Source organism: Salipiger marinus, assembly GCF_035481585.1.
GTDB lineage: Bacteria > Pseudomonadota > Alphaproteobacteria > Rhodobacterales > Rhodobacteraceae > Salipiger > Salipiger marinus.
In genome coordinates, this window is sequence record NZ_JAYKSL010000009.1 from 66,611 (window position 1) to 85,723 (window position 19,113).

Annotated in this window: 16 protein-coding genes; 9 read left to right on the forward strand and 7 right to left on the reverse strand. The window is 67.9% G+C overall.

The window, feature by feature from the left end:
• The first annotated feature begins 98 nt into the window (after nt 1-98).
• Genes VK682_RS13400 through VK682_RS13420 form a run of 5 tightly spaced genes read left to right on the forward strand, consistent with a single transcriptional unit; the run spans nt 99 to nt 4,495 of the window.
• Nucleotides 99-908: a creatininase family protein gene (locus VK682_RS13400; RefSeq protein ID WP_230795241.1), complete on the forward strand. Its 810-nt coding sequence runs from the start codon at nt 99-101 to the stop codon at nt 906-908.
• Nucleotides 909-960: 52 nt separating this feature from the next.
• Nucleotides 961-1,962: a TRAP transporter substrate-binding protein gene (locus VK682_RS13405; RefSeq protein ID WP_230795240.1), complete on the forward strand. Its 1,002-nt coding sequence runs from the start codon at nt 961-963 to the stop codon at nt 1,960-1,962.
• Entirely contained in the window at nt 1,959-2,522 is a 564-nt protein-coding gene (locus VK682_RS13410) for a TRAP transporter small permease (protein ID WP_230795239.1), read from the forward strand. The genes VK682_RS13405 and VK682_RS13410 overlap by 4 nt, the downstream gene beginning before the upstream one ends.
• 2 nt (nt 2,523-2,524) lie before the next feature.
• Nucleotides 2,525-3,808, forward strand: a complete 1,284-nt coding sequence (locus VK682_RS13415) for a TRAP transporter large permease (protein ID WP_089846711.1) — start codon at nt 2,525-2,527, stop codon at nt 3,806-3,808.
• Nucleotides 3,809-3,817: 9 nt separating this feature from the next.
• Nucleotides 3,818-4,495: an RraA family protein gene (locus VK682_RS13420; protein WP_089846713.1), complete on the forward strand. Its 678-nt coding sequence runs from the start codon at nt 3,818-3,820 to the stop codon at nt 4,493-4,495.
• A 2-nt stretch (nt 4,496-4,497) separates the two neighbouring features.
• Here VK682_RS13420 and VK682_RS13425 read toward each other — a convergent pair whose 3' ends face one another.
• The gene (locus VK682_RS13425; RefSeq protein ID WP_089846715.1) at nt 4,498-5,412 is read right to left on the reverse strand and encodes a LysR family transcriptional regulator; all 915 of its coding nucleotides are present in this window, start codon (nt 5,410-5,412) and stop codon (nt 4,498-4,500) included.
• Nucleotides 5,413-5,450: 38 nt separating this feature from the next.
• Here VK682_RS13425 and VK682_RS13430 point away from each other — a divergent pair, with 38 nt between their 5' ends.
• Complete coding sequence (locus VK682_RS13430) at nt 5,451-6,386, forward strand: 2-hydroxyacid dehydrogenase (protein ID WP_230795237.1); 936 nt, start codon at nt 5,451-5,453, stop codon at nt 6,384-6,386.
• Nucleotides 6,387-6,426: 40 nt separating this feature from the next.
• On the opposite strand, the gene VK682_RS13435 is transcribed toward VK682_RS13430, so the two are convergent.
• From VK682_RS13435 to VK682_RS13445, 3 genes are read right to left on the reverse strand one after another with little or no spacing between them, the layout of a single operon-like run.
• Nucleotides 6,427-7,158: an SDR family NAD(P)-dependent oxidoreductase gene (locus VK682_RS13435; protein ID WP_089846720.1), complete on the reverse strand. Its 732-nt coding sequence runs from the start codon at nt 7,156-7,158 to the stop codon at nt 6,427-6,429.
• A gap of 30 nt (nt 7,159-7,188) precedes the next feature.
• Nucleotides 7,189-8,835 (reverse strand): gamma-glutamyltransferase, encoded by a 1,647-nt coding sequence (gene ggt / locus VK682_RS13440; protein ID WP_230795236.1) that lies wholly within the window; start codon nt 8,833-8,835, stop codon nt 7,189-7,191.
• A gap of 16 nt (nt 8,836-8,851) precedes the next feature.
• Nucleotides 8,852-9,769, reverse strand: a complete 918-nt coding sequence (locus tag VK682_RS13445; protein ID WP_230795235.1) for a LysR family transcriptional regulator — start codon at nt 9,767-9,769, stop codon at nt 8,852-8,854.
• A 71-nt stretch (nt 9,770-9,840) separates the two neighbouring features.
• Here VK682_RS13445 and VK682_RS13450 point away from each other — a divergent pair, with 71 nt between their 5' ends.
• Nucleotides 9,841-12,687 (forward strand): FAD-binding and (Fe-S)-binding domain-containing protein, encoded by a 2,847-nt coding sequence (locus VK682_RS13450; RefSeq protein ID WP_230795234.1) that lies wholly within the window; start codon nt 9,841-9,843, stop codon nt 12,685-12,687.
• A gap of 19 nt (nt 12,688-12,706) precedes the next feature.
• On the opposite strand, the gene VK682_RS13455 is transcribed toward VK682_RS13450, so the two are convergent.
• Nucleotides 12,707-14,350, reverse strand: a complete 1,644-nt coding sequence (locus tag VK682_RS13455) for a CTP synthase (protein WP_230795233.1) — start codon at nt 14,348-14,350, stop codon at nt 12,707-12,709.
• A gap of 171 nt (nt 14,351-14,521) precedes the next feature.
• Nucleotides 14,522-14,905: a preprotein translocase subunit SecG gene (gene secG, locus VK682_RS13460; protein WP_230795232.1), complete on the reverse strand. Its 384-nt coding sequence runs from the start codon at nt 14,903-14,905 to the stop codon at nt 14,522-14,524.
• A gap of 191 nt (nt 14,906-15,096) precedes the next feature.
• Between secG and VK682_RS13465 the strand changes: the two genes are divergently transcribed.
• Nucleotides 15,097-16,038 (forward strand): DMT family transporter, encoded by a 942-nt coding sequence (locus tag VK682_RS13465; protein WP_230795231.1) that lies wholly within the window; start codon nt 15,097-15,099, stop codon nt 16,036-16,038.
• Here VK682_RS13465 and VK682_RS13470 read toward each other — a convergent pair.
• The gene (locus VK682_RS13470; RefSeq protein WP_230795229.1) at nt 15,959-16,648 is read right to left on the reverse strand and encodes a thiamine diphosphokinase; all 690 of its coding nucleotides are present in this window, start codon (nt 16,646-16,648) and stop codon (nt 15,959-15,961) included. The two genes, VK682_RS13465 and VK682_RS13470, sit on opposite strands and share 80 nt — an antisense overlap.
• Nucleotides 16,649-16,787: 139 nt before the next feature.
• Between VK682_RS13470 and VK682_RS13475 the strand changes: the two genes are divergently transcribed.
• Nucleotides 16,788-18,929 carry a hypothetical protein gene (locus tag VK682_RS13475; RefSeq protein ID WP_230795228.1) on the forward strand — a complete coding sequence of 714 codons (2,142 nt, stop codon included), beginning with the start codon at nt 16,788-16,790 and terminating at the stop codon, nt 18,927-18,929.
• Nucleotides 18,930-19,113 lie beyond the last annotated feature (184 nt).

The following is a 19,113-nucleotide window of genomic DNA, read 5'->3' on the forward strand; positions in this document are numbered from 1 at the left end:
GCAAATTTTCTCTATCGCGGCACAAGCCGTTTGAATTGGACGCCCCCCGCCATGGCGCGCTTCACTGACCGCCACGACCGATACAGCAGGAGCGCGACATGACCCCCAAAATCCGCATGGCCGAACTGACCTCCGAAGAGGCCCGCCAGCATCTGACCTCTGACGCGGTGGTGCTGCTGCCCATGGGCTCGCTGGAGGATCAGGGCATCCATGCGCCCATGGGCGATTACATGGCCGCCGACCTGATGGCGCTGGAAATCGCCAAGGCGGCCCGCGCCCAAGGTGTTGCCACCTTCGTGGCGCCAGTCATTCCCTTTGGCGGCAAGGATTATTTCGACAGCAGCCATGGCGGCATCTCGATCAGCCATGCCACGCTCTGCGGCATTCTGGATGACATGTTCGGCTGTCTCGACCGCCACGGCATCCGCAAGCTGATGATCGTCAACGGCCATGGCGGCAACGTGCCCGCCATCACCGAGGTGGCGCTGCGCTGGCGGCAGAAGGCGGGGCTGTTCGTGCCCTCCATGTATCTGTGGCAGGTGGCCTATGGCGAGCTGCCGGGGCTGATCGGCGCCGACAAGGCCAAGGCCAGCTCCGGCCATGGCGGCGACCCGCTGACCTCGGTCGGCCTGCATTTCTACCCCGACCTGCTGCGCCCCGATCTGGTGCGCCCCGCCCCCACCGGCAGCACCGTGAAGGGGCTGAGCATTTCGGGCTTTTCCAGCATCACCTTTGACGGGGCCAAGATTCAGGTGCCGATCGAGGCGCTGGAGGCGACCGAAACCGGCGCCTATGGCTGCGATCCCACGCTTTGCTCTGCCGAAACCGGCGCCGTGCTGGTCGACCGCCTTGCCGCCATCGGCGCCGGGCTGGTGGTCGAACATGTGGCGCGCGGCCTGCACGACTGATCCTCACAGAACCGGAAAATCCGGCACCTCACCTCCATCAGGGAGACACCCAATGACCACGATGACCCGACTGACCCTTGCCACCGCCATGGCGCTTGCGCTTGGCAGCGCGGCGCAGGCCGAAACCACATGGCGCATGGCCACCAAGATGCCGGTGGACAGCCCCGAGGGGCAGGTCTTTGAAAAATTCGCCGATCTGACCGAAGAATACACCAATGGCGAGCTGAAGATCGACGTTTATCCCAACGAACAGCTGGGCAAGGAGGATGCCGTCCTTGAACAGCTTCAGGCCAATATCGTGCAGGTCTATGCCGAAGGCTTCGGCTATCTGAAGAAATGGGAGCCGGCGCTGGCATGGGTCGCGGCGGCCTTCGCCTTTGACGATTTCGACCACTGGCAGCGGTTCATGACTTCGGACACGGTCAGCGGTTGGTTCGACACCGCCGCCGAACAGTCCGGCGTGCGCCCGCTTGGCGATCCCACGCAGGTGCTGCGCGGCCCGTTCCGGGTGATGGTGTCCAACGTGCCCGTCGAGACGGCGGCGGATATCGAGGGCATCAAGATCCGCATGCATGAAAACAAGGTCGCCATCGAGACATGGGACCATCTGGGCGCCGAGGTCATCACCCTGCCATGGACCGAAGTCTATCAGGGCATTTCCAAGGGCATCGTCGAGGCGGTGAATTCCCCCGTGGCGCTGGTGGAATCCATGCGCTTCAACGAGGTGGCCCCCTACATCACCCGCCATGACGAATACTGGCAGTCCATCGGCTTCATGGTCAACGAAGAGGCGCTGGCGGCGCTGGACGAGGAAACCCGCGCGGGCCTTTTGCGCGCCTATGAAGAAACCGGCGCCTATTCGCAGGAGGTGATGTTCGGCGTGGCCGAAGAAAGCATCGCGCGGATGGAAGAGGCGGGCGCCACCTATACCGTGCTCGACACCGCGCCGCTGGTGGAAAAGATGCAGGGCTTCTACGAGGCGATGGCGGCATCGGGCGAGTTGCCCGAAGGCTTTATCGACGCCATCGAGGCCAGCCGGACGGCCAGCCAGTGACACCGCAGGACTATCACCCCCAGAGCCCGCTGACGCGGGCTCTGAACCGGCTGGACCGGGCAAGCTGGAGCTTGGGCGGCGCGTTCCTGTGGCTGTCCAATCTCTGCCTGCTGATCATGCTGGCGCTGACGGCGGCCACCATCGTGCTGCGGCCCATGGGGCTTGCCGCCTACTGGATGTGGCCATGGACCATGGTGTTTTTCATCTGGCTCAGCTTTTTCGGCTTTTTCGCGCTTTATGCCCGGCTGAAGGACGTGCGCGTGGATTTTATCGCGGGGCTGTTCGGGCCAATGGGCATGGCCGTCACCCGGCTGGTCAGCGATCTGGCCACCCTGTCGGTGACCGGCGTGCTGCTGTGGCAGCTGCCCCGGGTCATCGCCACCTCGCGCGGGGTCTATGACGGCGCGATCCTGCCCGCCGGGCTGGAACTGCCGCGGCTTGCGCTGTCGGTGCCGCTGTTCGTCTCGGCGGCGCTGATCCTGCTGACCGCGCTGCTCGATCTGGCCAAGATGGCCGCCGGCATGCCGGAAAACGTCACCGACCATCACCCGGAGATCTGACCTTGGCCTGGATCCTCATCGGCAGCTTCATCGCGCTGATCCTGCTGCGCGTGCCCATCTCCATCGCCATCGGCATGGCGACGGTGCTGACCTTTCTCACCTCGGATTTCTCCAACGCGCTGCAGATCATCCCCCAGCAGATGCTGGAGGGGGTCAACAAGGCCTCGCTGACCGCCGTGCCGTTCTTCATCATGGCGGGCAACCTGATGAACGTCACCGGCGTGACCGAACGCATCTTCGCCTTCGCCAACGCGCTGGTCGGGCATCTGAAGGCGGGGCTGGCGCAGGTCAACATCCTGTCATCCATGATCTTCGCGGGCATTTCCGGCGCCGCCGTGGCCGATTGCGCGGGCCTTGGCGCCATTGAGATCAAGGCCATGCGCGAGGCGGGCTACAAGCCCGACTTCGCCGCCGCGATCACCGTCGCCTCCTCGGTGATCGGGCCGCTGATCCCGCCCTCCATCGGGCTGGTGATCTATGCCTTCCTTGCCCAGCAGTCGATCGAACGGATGTTTCTTGCCGGGCTGGTGCCGGGGATCCTCGTGGGGCTGGCGCTGATGATCTATGTGCGCCTGCGCGCCGGATTTCAGGATTTCCCGACCCAGCCGCGCGCCACGGTGCGCGAGGTGGCCCATACCGCGCAGCATGGCTTTGCCGCGCTGATGGCGCCCGCGATCATCCTTGGCTCCATCATGTTCGGCTTTGTCACCGCCACCGAAGCCGGGGTGCTGGCCTGTCTTTACTGCATCTTCCTTGGGGTGTGGTATCGCGAGCTGACGCTGGGCAAGTTCTTCAGCGCGCTGTCGGACACCGCGATGATGACGGCGGTCATCATGATCATCATCGCCTTTTCCATCGCGATGGGCTGGCTTCTGGCTATCGACCAGACGCCGCAGAAGCTGGCCGACTGGACCTTCTCGCTGACCGAAAACCGCAACGTGTTTCTGGCCCTGCTGCTGGTCTTCATCATCCTTGTCGGCTGCGTGGTCGAAGGCGTGCCCGCCAAGCTGATCCTCGTGCCGACGCTGCTGCCGCTCATCGACGCCTATGGCATCGACCGGGTGCATTTCGGCATCATCATCCAGCTGGGCCTGCTGATCGGCATCGCGACCCCGCCCATGGGCATCGGCCTTTACATCGTGGCCGAGGTGGGCCGCGTGCGGTTCGAAAAGGTCACGCTGGCGGTGCTGCCGATGCTGCTGCCGCTTTTTGCGGTGCTGATCCTGCTCACCTATGTGCCGCAGACCGTGACCTTCCTTCCCGATCTCATCCTTGGCAAGCAATAAGGGGGACAGATGTCCAACCTCATCTACAAGCTGAACCCGATGCCCGCGCGCATCCCGCAGGACAAGCTGGACCGTCTGGCAAAGCTCGAAACCGCGACCATCGGGCATTTCTACCATTTCGGCTTTGCCGCGCCCGCGATCCAGCCGGTGCTGACCGGCAAGGTCGTGGCCTCGACCGTGGCGACGCTGGCCATTCCGGGGCTTGATTCCACGCTGCTGCATCACTGCCTCAGCTCGGTGGGTCCGGGCTATTTCCTCGCCGTCGACCGGCTGGGCGACACCAAATATGCCTGCTGGGGTGGCGGCGTCACCCGCATGGCGGCGATGATGGGGCTGGATGGCGGCTGCGTCGATGGCCCGCATACCGACACCGCCGAGATCGCCGAACAGGATTTCGCCATGTGGTCGCGCGGTGCCTCGCCGGTGACGACACGGCTTTACAATTCCGGCGGCGGTTTCAACGTGCCGGTCAGCATCGGCGGCGCTGCGGTGCTGCCGGGCTATGCGGTGCTGGCCGATGACAGCGGCGTGCTGTTCATTGCCCCCGAGGATCTGGACGAGGTGCTGGCCGAGGGCGAGACCAAGACCGAACGTGGCCGCGTCAACGAGGCCAAGATCACCGGCGGCACCCATCTGGGCCAGATGTCCGGCGCCACCAAGATGGTGGAGGCCAAGCTGGGGCAGTAGCCTCAGCCGCCGTCGTGAAAGGAGGTATAGGCCGGATGCGCCGCGCACCAGTCCCGCGCCACCTCGCGCGCCAGTTCAAGCACAAGGCTGACCTGCTGGCGCCGGGCGCGGTTCACATGGGTGCAGGCCACGTCCAGCGGCGCGATCTGCTCGGTCACGGGGATCTGCATCAGGCGGCCTTCGGTGATGTCACGTTCCAGCGCGGTCAGCGACAGCGCCGAGGCGCCGTAGCCCAGCCGGAGCATCTCGCAGATGGTGGCCAGCGAATTGCCGTAATGGCGCGGCGCGGGCTGGCTGCGCATCTCGTCGACATATTCGGCCACCGGATTGAACATCGGCGAGGTCTTTGGATACAGCACCAGCGGCAGGCGGCGCAGCGCCTCGGGGGTCATCGGCAGCGGCAGGCCTTTGACCACGTCGGGCCGTGCCACCCAGCCCACCTGATAGCGCGTGGTGAAGGCGGGCGCGCCCACCCGGTCTCCGCTGGCGGTAAAGGCCAGATCCAGCGTGCCCGCCTCGACGAAGCGGCGCAGCTGCAGGTCGGATCCGGCATAGATGTCCAGCATGATCTCGGGCTGTTCTGCCCGCATCCGGCCCAGCAGATCCGGCCCCCATGTGATCGCGGCCATGCCCGCCAGCCCCAGCGACAGGCGCTGCTTCTGCTTGTCCAGCAGGCGGGCATTCATCGTCTCGCGCAGGTTCAGGAACTGCAGCGCGAATTCCGCCACCTCCATCCCCTGATCGGTCAGCCGGAACCCCGGCGCGTCGCGGTCGATCAGGACCTTGCCCAGATCGTTTTCCAGCGACTGGATCCGCGCCGACACCGCAGGCTGCGTCAGTCCCAGCCGTTCGGCGGTCTGGCGGTAGTTCTGGATCTGGCTCAGCCAGTAAAACGCCTCCAGCTGCTTGAAATTCATCGCCTTCCCTGTCTCTTACTGTCTAAAAAGGATGCCCCATGACCGTTGCCGTTTACCTGCCCGCCGAGGACAAGACCCGCTGGTGGGTCGACATGCTGCAGGATCTGCTGCCCGGCTGGCAGGTCCAGTCCTTTGCCGAGGCCGCAGCCGATCCGGACGCGGTCGAGCATGCCGTGGTCTGGCGTCCGCGCAGCGGCGATCTGGCGCGGTTTCCCAACCTGCGCGCCATCGTCTCCATCGGCGCGGGCATCGACCATGTGCTGGAGGATGACCAGCTGCCGCAGGGCGTGCCGATCATCCGCACCGTGGGGCAGGATCTGACCCAGCGGATGCGCGAATATGTGGCGCTGCACGTGCTGCGCCATCACCGCGACATGCCGCGCCAGCTGCAGGCGCAGCGCGATCACGACTGGCACGCCATCGTGGTGCCGGTGGCGCCGAACCGGGTGGTGGGCGTGATGGGGCTGGGCAATCTTGGCGCCGAGGCCGCGCGCACGCTGGCGGGACTGGGCTTTGCCACGCGCGGCTGGTCGAAATCCGAAAAGCAGGTCGAGGGGGTGGCGTGTTTTGCCGGGGCCGAGGGGCTGGCGGGCTTTCTGGACGGCTGCGAGATCCTCGTGAACCTGCTGCCCTTGACCGACAGCACCCGCGGCATCCTGAATGCCGGGCTCTTCGCGCGGCTGGCGCCCGGCGCCTGCGTCATCAACTGCGCGCGCGGCGCGCATCTGGTGGAGGAGGATCTGCTGGCCGCACTGGAGTCGGGGCAGATCAAGCAGGCGACGCTGGACGTGTTCCACATCGAACCGCTGCCCGCCGATCATGGTTTCTGGGGCCATCCCGCCATCACCGTCACCCCGCATGTCGCCTCGCAGATCGATGCGGCGACCGGCGGGCGGATCATCGCGCAGAACCTGCGGACCTTTGCCGAAACCGGCACCTGCGCCGATGTGGCGGACGCGGTGCGCGGTTACTGAACCCGGCAATCGGCAGGGGGCGGCGTGCCGCCCCCGCGCCTCAGGCATGCTGTCCGCCATTCACGTCGATCGAGGCACCGTTGACGTAAGAGGCCTGTTCCGAACACAGGAACAGCACCACGCGCGCCACCTCGTCAGGCTTGCCCAGACGGCGCAGCGGGATGATCTGCGCCATGTCCTCGGTGCCGGGCGACAGGATTTCCGTCTCGATCTCGCCCGGGGTCACCATGTTGACGCGGATGCCGCGCGGCCCCAGTTCCGCCGCCGCCTCGCGGGTCAGGGCCGCCAGCGCCGCCTTGGAACAGGCATAGGCCACGCCCGCGAAGGGATGCACCCGCGAGCCCACGATGGAGCCCACATTGACCACGGCGCCGCGCCCGCGCGCCAGCTCTGGCAGCAGGTCGCGCATCAGCGTGGCAGGCCCCACAAGGTTGACCGCCAGCACCTGCGCCCACAGATCGTCATCGCTGCCCGCGATGCCCATGCGTTCGCCCGCCGGACCCTTGGGAGAGATGCCGGCATTGTTGACGATGGCGTTCAGCCCCTGACCGCCCAGCGTCTCGCGCACGCGGGCGACCAGATCGGCGCGGGCCACCGGATCGGCCAGATCGCCCTGAAAATGGTCGGTATTGCCCGCATGCCACGGGCAGCGCGCGTCGAACGGGCTGCGCGAGACGGTCATGACCCGCCAGCCCGCCGCCTGAAACACCTTGACCGTGGCATGTCCGATCCCGCGGCTTGCGCCGGTCAGCAACAGCGTCTTCTGCTCCATGGAAGCCTCTCTCTCCGGGGATGTCCCGGGTCAGATATGGAAGGAAATTCCCGCCTCCGCCAGCCCGCCGCCCAGCACGGACACGGTTCCGTCAGCGCGCCAGCAGGCGGCGCCCGTCATTTCACCATTGGCCCCAAAGGCGATGGCGTTCATGCCGCCGCCCACATGCGGCACCAGCTGCACGTCATGGCCGCGCGCGCGCAGCGCCTCGGCGTGATGGGCATAGCCGGGCTCCAGTTCCAGATGCCCGCCCTCGGTCCAGAGCCGGGGCGCCTCCACCGCCTGCTGTGGGGTCATGCCATGGTCGATCAGGTTGACGATGGCCTGCAGGGCAGAGGGGAAGATGCGCAGCGCGCCCGGCAGACCCAGCGCAAAGGCGGGGGCGCCGTCTCTCAGCACGATCATCGGCGCCATGGAGGTGGGCACCCGCTTGCCCGGGGCGACCGACAGCGCCTTGCCCGGATGCGGGTCGAAATTATACATGTAATTGTTGGGGATGATGCCGGTGCCCGGCACCATGATGCGCGCACCGAAAAGCCCGTTGATGGTGTGGGTGGCGCAGACGATGCCGCCGTCGCGGTCGGCCACGGTGACATGGGTGGTGTTGCGGCTCTCATAGCCCGGCGCCACGGCGCCCGCGCCGCCCACCTCGCGCAGCCGCGCCCGGCACGCCTCGGCATAGGGTTTGGAGATCAGCTTTTCCACGGGGATGTCGACAAAATCCGGATCCCCGGACGCGGCGCGGCGGTCCTCAAACCCGACGCGGATCACCTCGGCCAGCAGGTGCAGCCGTTCGGGGCTGTCAAAACCCATGGCGGCCAGATCGTAGCCTTCGAGCATGTGCAGCATCTGCGCGACATGCACCCCCGAGGAGGCGGGCGGCGGCGGCCCGGCGATGTCAAAGCCGCGATAGCTGCCAAAGATCGCCTCGCGCTCGCGCGGGGTATAGCCGCGCAGGTCGTCCAGCGTCAGATGGCCTGCGGCGCCCAGAAAATCGACCAGCGCCTGACCCAAGCTGCCGCCATGCAGCGCGCCCGCGCCCTGCTGCGCCACCAGCCGCAGGCTTTCGGCATAGGCGCTCTGCACCAGCCGGTGACCGGGCCGTGCCGGGGCGCCGCCGGGCAGGAACAGCGCCGCCATGCCCGGATCCTGCGCCAGATCCTCGGCATGGCGTTCGATGTTGCTGGTCAGATAGGCGGTGATGCGGAAGCCGTCGGCGGCATGGCGGATGGCGGGGGCGATGACCTCGGCAAAGGGCAGCACGCCATGCTCGGCCTGCATCGCGCACCAACCCGCAAGGTTGCCCGGCACTGCCACGGCGCCGGGGCCGACCAGATTGGCGCGGCCTTCGGCCTCCATGTAATTGGGCAGCGCGTCAGAGACCGGGCGGAACATGTCGGGCGTGGCGGCGGCACCGGCCTGCGACAGGCAGTCATAGACCTTGTGCCGCCCGTCGGGCAGGCGCAGATGCGCCACGCCGCCGCCCGCGATGCCGACCATCATCGGCTCCACCACGGTCAGCGCCAGCAGCGCCGCCACCGCCGCATCCACGGCATTGCCGCCCGCTGCCAGCATCTCGTGGCCTGCGGCGGATCCCAGCGGGTGATTGGTGACCACCATGCCGCCCGATCCGGTGGCGGGCGCCTTGCGGCAGGTGAAGGGCAGGGCAGGGGACATGGCAGGCCTCTTTGGGTCAGGGCTGGGTCAGGGCGGGCACGGTCGTTTCCAGCGCCTCGACAAAGGCGCGGGCGGCTTCGGTCAGCGGGCGGCGGGCGGGTTCCAGCAGATGCAGCGTGCGCCACAGATCCAGCCCCGCCACCGGCACGAAGACGATGCCCGGATCGCGGAACAGCGCGACCGCGTTGCGCGGCAGCAGCGCCAGCCCCAGCCCGGCGCGGATCATGCACAGCTGCGCCACGGTGGAATGCGCCCGCAGCCGGGTCTGCAGAAAGGCGCGGGGGATTGCCTCACATCCGGCCAGCAGGTGCTGCGTGCCGGTTTCGGGGTCGAGCCCGATCAGATCTGCCGCCGGAATATCGGCCAGCGCCACCTCTCCGGCCTCGGCAAAGCCATGGCCCGCCGGGCAGGCCAGCCCCACCGGATCGCGCAGGATGGCGCGCTGGCGCAGGTCGGGGGACTGCTGCGCCCGCCCGGCGATGGCCAGATCAAGCCGCCCGTCCGACACCATGCCCGCCAGCCGTTCGGCGATGTCGTCATGCAAGGTGCAGCGCAGCCCCGGACGGCCGCGCAGGAACTCCGCCAGCACCGGCGCCAGCAGTTCCGAAATGGCCGAGGGCGAAGCGCCAAGCAGAAGCTCGCCCTCTTCCAGCCCGGCGCTCTGCCGCAGCCGGGTCAGGGCGCGGTCCATCCCGTCCAGCAGCGGCGTGGTGTCATCCAGAAAATCCCGCGCGAGCGGCGTCAGCACCGGCGGGCGGCTGCGCCGGTCAAACAGCGGCGCCCCGACCGAGGCTTCAAGCTGGCGCATCAGTTCCGACAGGGCCGAGGGCACGACGCCCAGGCTTTCGGCGGCGGCGGAAAACGATCCTTCGGCGGCCACCGCGTGCAGGGCGCGCAGATGTCGGAAGTTTATATTCTGTTTTTCCGCAATCATCTTCATGTTATTCGGATTTTATGACAAAATGCGGCAGAAATCAACAGAGTCCACCAGCCAGAGGTCGCCAGATGAAGGACAATGCCGAAATTCCGCACATGTCGCAGGCGCAGGTCTCTGATCTGGAAGCGGCGCTGGCCGGGGCCGGGTTCCGGGGCGATGTCAGCCGCGACAGCGCGCTGCGCGAGGCGATGGCCACCGACAATTCCGTCTACCGCATCGCGCCGGATCTGGTGGTGGCGCCCATGGATGCCGCCGACATGGTGACGCTGCTGCAGGTGATGGATCAGCCCGCCTTTGCCCGGATGCCGGTGACGGCGCGCGGCGGCGGCACCGGCACCAATGGCCAGAGCCTGAATGCGGGCGTGATCGTGGACACGCGGCGGCATATGGCGGGGCTGATCGCGGTGGACGAGACCGAAGGCTGGGCCGAGGTGCAGCCGGGCATGGTGCTGGATGATCTCAACGCGCGGCTGCGCCCCTCGGGCTGGTTCTTCGCGCCGGAGGCCTCCACCTCCTCGCGCTGCACCATCGGCGGCATGGTCAGCACCGATGCCTCGGGCAAGGGTTCGCGCATCTATGGCAAGACTTCGGACAACCTGCTGGGGCTGGAGCTGGCGCGGCCCGAAGGTCTGCTGCGCAGCCTTGATCCCGCCCCGGACTGGGCGCAGCCGATGCTGGCGGCGGCGGAACAGGCGGCCCGGGCCGGGCGCGCGGCCTTCATCGCGGCGACCCCCCGCATCAACCGCCGCTTCACCGGCTATGATCTGGAGCGGGCCTGCCCCGAAAGCGGCGGGTTCGACTGGTGGCGGCTGTTTCCCGGATCCGAAGGCACGCTGGGGCTGATCTCTGCCATCCGGGTCAAGCTGCGGCGTATCGAGCCGGAAAAGCGGCTGATCGTGGCGGGGTTTGATGGCATCCGCGCGGCGCTGGCCTCGGCCACGCCGCTGCTGGCCGCCGATCCCACGGCGGTAGAGGTGATGGACGAACGTGTGCAGGCTCTGGCGCAGCAGGCCGGGCTGCTGACCCGGCTGCCGCCCGCGCTGCAGGAGGGGGCGGCGGGGCGCGTCGCCTTCGTGTTCATCGAAATCAACGGCACCGCCGCCGAGGTGGACCGCCGCATGGCCGACGGCCTGTCGATCCTGCGCGGCCTGCCCGGGCTGGGCGCCGTGCATGTGGCGCAGGATGCCGAGGAGATCCGCGCGCTCTGGGCGGTGCGCTCGGCGGGGGTGGGGCTTCTGGGCAAGGTCGAGGGGCGGGCGCGGCCCGTCGCCTTTGTCGAGGATACCGTGGTGCCGCCGGAAAACCTGCCCGCCTTTCTGGATGATTTTCTGGAGACGCTGCACACGCAGGGGCTGGAATTCGGGCTTTACGGCCATGTGGATGTGGGCTGCCTGCATATCCGCCCTGCGCTCGACATCGACAGCGCCACCGACCGCGCCCGGCTGAAGGCGGTGTCGGATGCGGTCTATGCGCTGACCCGCAAACATGGCGGCATCTTCTGGGGCGAACACGGCAAGGGGGTGCGCGGCGCCTATCTGCGCGACTGGATCGGCGCGGAGGCCTATGCCGCGCTGCAGGGCGTCAAGGCCGCATTCGATCCGCAGGGGCGCTACAATCCGGGCAAGCTGGTGGGTGGCGAAGGCACGATCCTTGGCATCGACACCACGCCCTTCCGCCCGTTCAACGCGCCCGAGGGCGACCCGCTGACCCGCGCCTTCCGCTGCAACGGCAATGCGCAATGCCTGAGCTATGCCGCGACCACGCCGATGTGCCCGTCGTTCAAGGCCAGCGCCGATCTGCGCCACAGCCCCAAGGGCCGGGCCGACGCGCTGCGCGGCTGGCATCGCGCCCGCGCCGAAGGGGCGCCCGATCTGGCGCAGCGCGAGGCGGATCTGCTGGGGGTGCTCGACACCTGTCTGGGCTGCAAGGCCTGCGCCTCCAGCTGTCCGGTGCAGGTGGACATTCCCGCCATGCGCAGCGCCTTTCTGGCCGATTATCACGACCGCCACGCCCGCAGCCTGTCCGACCGGCTGGTGCTGGCCGCCGAACGCGCAAGCCCGCTGACGATGCGGCTGGCGCCGCTCTTGCGCCCGGTCTGGCCCGCGCTGGTGCCGCTGGCCGAACGCCTGACCGGCAGCACCGATCTGCCGCGCCGTCTGGCCGCCGCGCAGCCGGGCGCGCTGCGGCTGCGCGCGCGCGATCTGTCGGGGCCCTTGCCCGAGGGCACGGTGATCCTTGTGCAGGACTGGTTTACCGCGCTGTTTGATGACCGGGTGCAGCGCGATGTGGTGGCGGGGCTGGCGGCGCTGGGATACAGGCCCCGGCTGCTGGAGATGCTGCCGGGCGGCAAGGCCGCGCATGGCGCGGGCGATCTGCGCGGCTTTCGCGCCATGGCGGAACGGCTCGCCGCGCTCTTGCAGCGCGCGGCGGCCACGGGCGCGCCGCTGGTGGCCTTCGAGCCCGCCTTTGGCCTGATGCTGCGGCAGGAATATGCTCGGGAAGGGATTGCCGTGCCGGACGTGCTGATGCCGCAGCAGTTCCTGCGCGCCGAACTGGCGGCGGGGCGGCGGTTTGCGCAGGCGAAACCCGGGCGCGCGCGGCTGCTGTCGCATTGCACCGAAGCCACCGCCGATCCGCAGGCGGCGGCGGACTGGGCCGGGATCTTCGCGGCGCTGGGGGTGGATCTGCAGACCCCGGCCACGGGCTGCTGCGGCATGGCGGGGCTGTTCGGCCATCAGACCCGGCACCAGCCGGTGTCGCGCAGGCTTTTTGACCTGTCATGGCGGGATCAGATGAGCCCCGATCTGCCGGTTCTGGCGACGGGGTTTTCCTGCCGCTGTCAGGCGGAGCGGCTGTCGGGCGACACGCTGCGTCACCCGCTGGGCCATGTGGCCGATCTGCTGGGGCCGCTCTGACGGCCCCGGCAGACCCGGCTCAGACCAGACGCGACACCGATTTGGCGGCGCGGACAAAATCCTTGAACAGCGGATGCGGATCGAAGGGCTTGGATTTCAGTTCGGGGTGGAACTGCACGCCGATGAACCACGGGTGATCCGGCCATTCCACGATCTCGGGCAGGCGGCCATCGGGGGACATGCCGGAAAAGCACAGGCCCGCCGTTTCCAGCGCCTTGCGATACTTGATGTCGACCTCGTAGCGGTGGCGGTGGCGTTCGTCGATGGTGGTGGTGCCATAGACGCCTGCCACCTTGGAACCATCGGTCAGCACCGCGTCATAGGCGCCAAGCCGCATGGTGCCGCCCTTGTCATCGGCGACGGTCCGGTTGACGCGCTGGTTGCCCTGCACCCATTCCTTGAGGTGATAGACCACCGGCTCGAAGCGCTTTTCGCCCTTTTCGTGGTCGAATTCCTCGGACCCGGCCTTGGACACGCCCGCGACATTGCGCGCCGCCTCGATCACCGCCATCTGCATGCCCAGACAGATGCCCAGATAGGGCACCTTGTGTTCGCGGGCGAACTGCGCCGCCTTGATCTTGCCCTCGGTGCCGCGTTCGCCAAAACCGCCCGGCACCAGAATGGCATCATAGCCTTCCAGATAGGGGGCAGGATCCTCGCGTTCGAACAGCTCGGCATCGACCCAGCTGACCTTGACCTTGACCCGGTTGGCCATGCCGCCATGGGTCAGCGCCTCGGCGATGGATTTGTAGGCGTCTTCCAGCTGGGTGTATTTGCCCACGATGGCGACATTGACCTCGCCTTCGGGGTTGTGGATGCGTTCGGACACATCTTCCCATTTGGCAAGGTTGGGGCGCGGGGCAGGGGTGATCTGGAACGCGTCCAGCACTGCCTGATCGAGCCCTTCGCGGTGATAGGCCAGCGGCGCGTCATAGATCGACGACAGATCCTGCGCCGCGATCACGCTGTCGGGGCGCACGTTGCAGAACAGCGCGAGCTTTTCGCGTTCCTTCTGCGGGATCGGCCCTTCGGAGCGGCACACGAGGATGTCGGGCGCCAGACCGATGCTGCGCAGTTCCTTGACCGAATGCTGCGTCGGCTTGGTCTTCAGCTCTCCGCTGGCCTTGATATAGGGCAGCAGCGTCAGATGCATGAAGATGCACTGGCCGCGCGGCTTGTCCTGCGCGAACTGGCGGATCGCTTCGAAGAAGGGCAGGCCCTCGATGTCGCCGACCGTGCCGCCGATTTCGCAGAGCATGAAATCCACCTCATCCTCGCCGATGCGGATGAAGTCCTTGATCTCGTCGGTGACGTGGGGAATGACCTGAATGGTCTTGCCCAGATAGTCGCCGCGCCGCTCCTTTTCGAGCACGTTCATGTAGATCCGGCCCGAAGAGATGGAATCGCTGCGCCGCGCGGGCACGCCGGTGAAGCGTTCGTAATGGCCAAGATCCAGATCGGTTTCCGCGCCGTCATCGGTCACGAAGACCTCGCCATGCTCGAACGGGCTCATCGTGCCCGGATCGACATTCAGGTAAGGATCAAGCTTGCGCAGCCGCACGGAAAACCCGCGGGCCTGCAGCAGGGCACCAAGGGCAGCCGAAGCGAGCCCCTTGCCCAGAGACGAAACGACACCGCCGGTGATGAAGATGAAACGTGCCATGGGCAAGGCAACCCCGTGATTTGTCTGCATGAATTGGACACCCGCGGCCTGATTTGACCGCAGCATCACGGGAGTCCACCTATAAAAGATTCGGACCGCCCTGTCCAGCCAACCGCAAGATGCTGTTGCGGCCGGGCAGCGGTCCTCAAGCTCTGGTGAGCGTATTCCGGCTCAGTCGGCGGCGCGGGGCACCAGCGGCGCATCCGCATCGCCCGTGTCACCAGCCGAAGGCGGCGGCGGCAGCAGCGAGTCGGTGTCCAGCGGCGCGGTGCCATCCCCGGTTTCGGAGGCGGGCGCGCTGCCGCTCAGCCGGTCCATGACCGAAACGCCTGCGGCGTCACTGGCTGCCAGAACCGTCAGCGTGATCGAGGTCACGATGAAGGCTGCGGCAAGAATCCATGTGACTTTGCCAAGGGCGGTTGCTGCGCCGCGGGCGCTCATGGCACCGCCACCGCCCCCCATGCCCAGACCACCGCCTTCGGAGCGCTGCAGCAGCACCACGCCGATCAGCGAAAGCGCAAGAAGGAGGTGGACGATAAGGATCACGTTTTCCATGGGGCGTCTCGGGCTTTCGGGCGTTCGGGATGTTGCCGGGCTATGTAGGCGAAGGCTGCGGCACACGCAACCCGGCAAGGCACGACACGGCGCGAAGCCGGTCCGACCCTCCCGCAAGGAGTGTATTCCCTTTTGACCCTACGTGGCTAGGGTAGTGGGTTGAGGCGACCGAACAGGTAAGGCGGGCTTTTATGCAACAGGATCGACCCCTCCTTGGCATCTTGCTGATGCTCGGGTTCTGCGTCGTGGCCCCGATGGGGGATGCCATGGCGAAACTGCTGAGCGACCGGGTGTCGATCGGGGAACTGCTGTTCCTGCGCTTTGCCGTTCAGGCATTGGTGCTGCTGCCGGTGATGGTGCTGACGCGGCGGGTCTGGCGGATGCGGCGCCGGGTCTTTGGCCTGACGCTGCTGCGCACCGCCATGCACATGCTGGGTGTGGCGCTGATGTTCTTTTCGCTGCGCTACCTGCCGCTGGCCGATGCCATCGCCATCGCCTTCGTGCTGCCCTTCCTGATGCTGCTGCTGGGGCATTACCTGCTGGGCGAAGAGGTGGGCATCCGCCGCATGGCCGCTTGCGCCGTGGGCTTCGTGGGCACGCTGATGGTGGTGCAGCCCGCCTTCCGCGAGGTGGGCTGGCCTGCGCTGCTGCCGCTGGGGGTGGCGGTGAACTTCGCCTTCTTCATGCTGGTGACGCGCCAGATCGCGCGCGAGGTCGATGCCATCTCGCTGCAGGCGGTGTCGGGGCTGGTGGCCATGGCGGTCGTGGCGCCGGTGCTGTGGCTGCTGCCCGGCAGCGCCGTGCCGGGCTTCGGCTGGCAGCCGCCGGAGCCGGGGCTTTGGGGCATGATCCTTGGCATCGGGCTTTTCGGCACGCTGGCGCATCTGCTGATGACATGGTCGCTGCGGTTCGCGCCGGGGGCCACGCTGGCGCCGCTGCAATATCTGGAACTGCCCATCGCCACGGCACTTGGCTTCTTCATCTTCGGCGATCTGCCCAACGGCTTGGCCACGCTGGGCATCTTCATCATCATGGCGGCGGGGCTTTACATCCTCATGCGGGAGCGGGCCACCGCGCGTCCGAGCGTTCCAGCGCCCGTTCCAGTTCCGGAAACGCCGCCACCGGCAGAATAAGCAGCATGCGCGGCGCGTCGAGCCACAGATCCACCCGAGGCGCCGCCACCTCGTTGGAGGTGCTGGTCATCCGGTCGGGCGCAAAGGCCAGCCCGTCGATGTTCCAGCGCAACCCGGTGCTGCGCCCGGTGACCGGACCCAGCGGATAAAGCGAAAACCGCGTGCCCGGATCCAGATCCAGCGACAGGCGCGGCGGGGCCAGCATCACCACATCCTCCGCCCCGATCAGCACGCAGCGCCGGTCGGGATGGCGGGCCAGAACGGTCATCGCCGCAAGCTGGTGATCCAGCCGCGCGCCCAGAAATCCCGCGCCCCAGACCAGCGGCGCGTCGATGCTGCGCAGGCATTTGTCGAAATCGGTGCTGTCCTGTTCCGAAATCTCGTGCAGCCGCTCCGCAGGCAGGCGCGCCCGCGCCGCGTCGGACAGGGAATCCATGTCGCCGATCACGGCATCGGGAATGTGACCGGAGCTTAACAAAGCCTCCGCCCCGCCATCCGCCGCCACCACCGCACCCGCCCGGCGGACCAGCGGGCCCAGCTGGTCCGGGGCGCAGTCGCCGCCTCCGACCAGCAGAACCGGCGTCAGACTGTGAACAATGCTATGTTTCATCCGGTATTATTCGCCTCAAAGGAAACAGGCCACATTCAGGTCACAAAATGATACCCTGAACGCCGCAGATTCGGTCGGCTTTGGTCTTGGTAAACGTGGTAGACGACCAGTTACGAGAGCGATTGAAAGTGAGCAGATGATGGCGAGTTCAAGCAAGATCCTCACGGTTTCCTACGGCACCTTTTCCTGTACCGCGGAAGGGTTCGAGGATCCGCTGGCAGTGGTCAAGGACACGACGCACTTCTTTCGCGGGGTGGTTCGGGAAGACCGGTTCTTTGGTGCCGAACCGCCACAATTCGATCCCGAACTGGCTGCGGATCTGATGCAGGCGCAGATCCGCGCCGAAACCGAGGACGGGTCGCTGACCCTGCGCGGTCCGCTGGCGGCGGGGGGTGCCTCCTCGGCGCAGGCGCTGAGTGCGGCGCTGGCCGCCGGGCCCACGATCCAGCGCGCCGCCCCGCGGATGCCGGAGCCCGCCGTGGCCGAGGCCGAGCTTGCCGCCGATGCTGCAGAGGATGACGGATCCGAAGACGGTGCCGAAGAGGCCGCCCGCCAGTCCGCGCTGGATGCGCAGATGCAGGCGGCGCTGGCACAGGCGGAACGCCGGGCCGCAGAGCTTGCCGCCGAAGAGGCGGCAGAGGCGCTGGCCGCCTCCGCCGCGGCGCGTGCCGCAGCCGAGCAGGCCGCGCCGGAAAGCCGCCCGCTGGTCCTGTCCGATCCCGCGCCGCTGCTGCTCGACATGCCGGTGGAGATGTCGGCGGGCGATGACAGTCTGGAAGCCGAGGCCGCGTTTTTTGGCGATGTCTCCGCCGGGCCGGAAACGGGCCACAGATCCGCAGGTGCCGAGAGCGTGGCCGAAAAGCTGAGCCGCATCCGCGCCGTGGTGGCAGGTGGTGCGGCACCCGAGGCGGCGCTGCGCGACGAGGACGAAGACGAGGACACCATCGCCTCCGTCTCCGCCCTGCTGGGCACGCTGGCGGAGAAAACCGCCCCCGCCGAGGCGGCGCTGGTCGCCGAGCCTGATGCGCCCGAGGCCGAACTGGTGGCGCCCGAAGCCACCGAAGCCGCGCCCGCACCGCAGCCCGCCGCCCCCCGCCGCGTGCGCGTGGTGCAGGTCAAGCGCTCCGCCTTCGAGGCGGCGGCGGCAGAGCCCGCGCCCGCCCCGCAAAGCAGCCTCAGCCCCGAAGACGAGGCCGAGCTTGCCCGCGAGCTTGCCGCCGTGAAGGCGGAGCTGCGCGCCGATATGGACGGTGCGTGGCAAGAAGATGACGACGCGGATGACTGGGACATGGTCGATGCGCCCGCGCCCCTGCGTGCCCGCGCGCCCGCAGCGGTGGCCGCTCAGCCGCAGCCCGCGCCGCAGCCCGCGCCCGCGCCCGCCCGGCCCGCAGCCGCGGACTGGGACGAGGACGAGTGGGAGGAGGACGAATGGGAAGATGCCCCCGCCGCGACGCTCCCTGCCGCTGCCGCTCCGGCAGCCGTGGGCCCCGCCGCCGCGACGGCGGAGGAGGAGGACGAGGCGGATCTGGACCAGCTTGCCCATGACGACGTGCGCAAGGCGGTCAAGATGTCGAGCCCGGCGCGGGTCATGCTGACCGAGCAGAGCGTGGGCGACACCGATGCCTCGCGCATTCTGGACGAGACCAACACCCAGATGCAGGAGCCCGAGGGCAACCGCCGCCGCAGCGCCATCGCGCATCTGCGCGCCGCCGTCGCCGCCACCCGCGCCGACCGGCTGCTGGGCCGCCGCCGCGACAGCGAGGAGGATTTTGAACCCTATCGCGAGGATCTGGCCAATGCGGTGCGCCCGCGCCGCCCGCAGCTGTCGGGCAGCCCGACCGAACGTCCCGCCGAGCCGCTGCGCCCCGCCCCGCTGAAGCTGGTGGCCGAACAGCGGGTGGAGCCCGAGCCCGTGGCGGCAGAGGCCCCGGCCCGGCCCCGGCGGGTGACGCTGGCCGATCTGGAGGCCGATCTGCCCGTGGATGCCGCAGAGCCCGAGGGCGATTTTGCCGCCTATGCCGACAGCGTCGGCGCCCGCGATCTGCCCGAGCTTCTGGAGGCCGCCGCCGCCTATCTGTCCTTTGTCGAGGGCCGCGACCAGTTCTCGCGCCCGCAGCTGATGACCAAGGTGCGTCAGGTAGAGGCCCGGGAATCGAGCCGCGAAGACCGGCTGCGCAGCTTTGGCCAGCTGCTGCGCGAGGGCAAGATCGAGAAGACCCATGGCGGACGCTTCACCGTGTCCGAGCGCATCAGCTTCAGACCCAGCCGCGCGGCGGGCTGACCCAGTCGCCGCGCGAACAGGTGAGGGCGGCGGAGCAGGGCTCCGCCGCTTTTGTCATGTGGGCAGACGGGGGACGGGTTGGGGGGAGAGAGCGGGGGCGCTGCCCCCGTCCGCCACAGGCGGACAATACAGGGGAAGGGGGCTCTGCCCCCGTCCGCCACAGGCGGACAAAGGAAGCAAGAGG

What these genes read in the sequence shown, in the direction of transcription:
- VK682_RS13400 (WP_230795241.1), top strand. Translation starts at nt 99, where the DNA reads ATGACCCCCAAAATCCGCATGGCCGAACTGACCTCCGAAGAGGCCCGC.
- VK682_RS13405 (WP_230795240.1), top strand. Translation starts at nt 961, where the DNA reads ATGACCACGATGACCCGACTGACCCTTGCCACCGCCATGGCGCTTGCG.
- VK682_RS13420 (WP_089846713.1), top strand. Translation starts at nt 3,818, where the DNA reads ATGTCCAACCTCATCTACAAGCTGAACCCGATGCCCGCGCGCATCCCG.
- VK682_RS13425 (WP_089846715.1), bottom strand. Translation starts at nt 5,412, where the DNA reads ATGAATTTCAAGCAGCTGGAGGCGTTTTACTGGCTGAGCCAGATCCAG.
- VK682_RS13430 (WP_230795237.1), top strand. Translation starts at nt 5,451, where the DNA reads ATGACCGTTGCCGTTTACCTGCCCGCCGAGGACAAGACCCGCTGGTGG.
- VK682_RS13435 (WP_089846720.1), bottom strand. Translation starts at nt 7,158, where the DNA reads ATGGAGCAGAAGACGCTGTTGCTGACCGGCGCAAGCCGCGGGATCGGA.
- ggt (WP_230795236.1), bottom strand. Translation starts at nt 8,835, where the DNA reads ATGTCCCCTGCCCTGCCCTTCACCTGCCGCAAGGCGCCCGCCACCGGA.
- VK682_RS13445 (WP_230795235.1), bottom strand. Translation starts at nt 9,769, where the DNA reads ATGATTGCGGAAAAACAGAATATAAACTTCCGACATCTGCGCGCCCTG.
- VK682_RS13450 (WP_230795234.1), top strand. Translation starts at nt 9,841, where the DNA reads ATGAAGGACAATGCCGAAATTCCGCACATGTCGCAGGCGCAGGTCTCT.
- VK682_RS13455 (WP_230795233.1), bottom strand. Translation starts at nt 14,350, where the DNA reads ATGGCACGTTTCATCTTCATCACCGGCGGTGTCGTTTCGTCTCTGGGC.
- secG (WP_230795232.1), bottom strand. Translation starts at nt 14,905, where the DNA reads ATGGAAAACGTGATCCTTATCGTCCACCTCCTTCTTGCGCTTTCGCTG.
- VK682_RS13465 (WP_230795231.1), top strand. Translation starts at nt 15,097, where the DNA reads ATGCAACAGGATCGACCCCTCCTTGGCATCTTGCTGATGCTCGGGTTC.
- VK682_RS13470 (WP_230795229.1), bottom strand. Translation starts at nt 16,648, where the DNA reads ATGAAACATAGCATTGTTCACAGTCTGACGCCGGTTCTGCTGGTCGGA.
- VK682_RS13475 (WP_230795228.1), top strand. Translation starts at nt 16,788, where the DNA reads ATGGCGAGTTCAAGCAAGATCCTCACGGTTTCCTACGGCACCTTTTCC.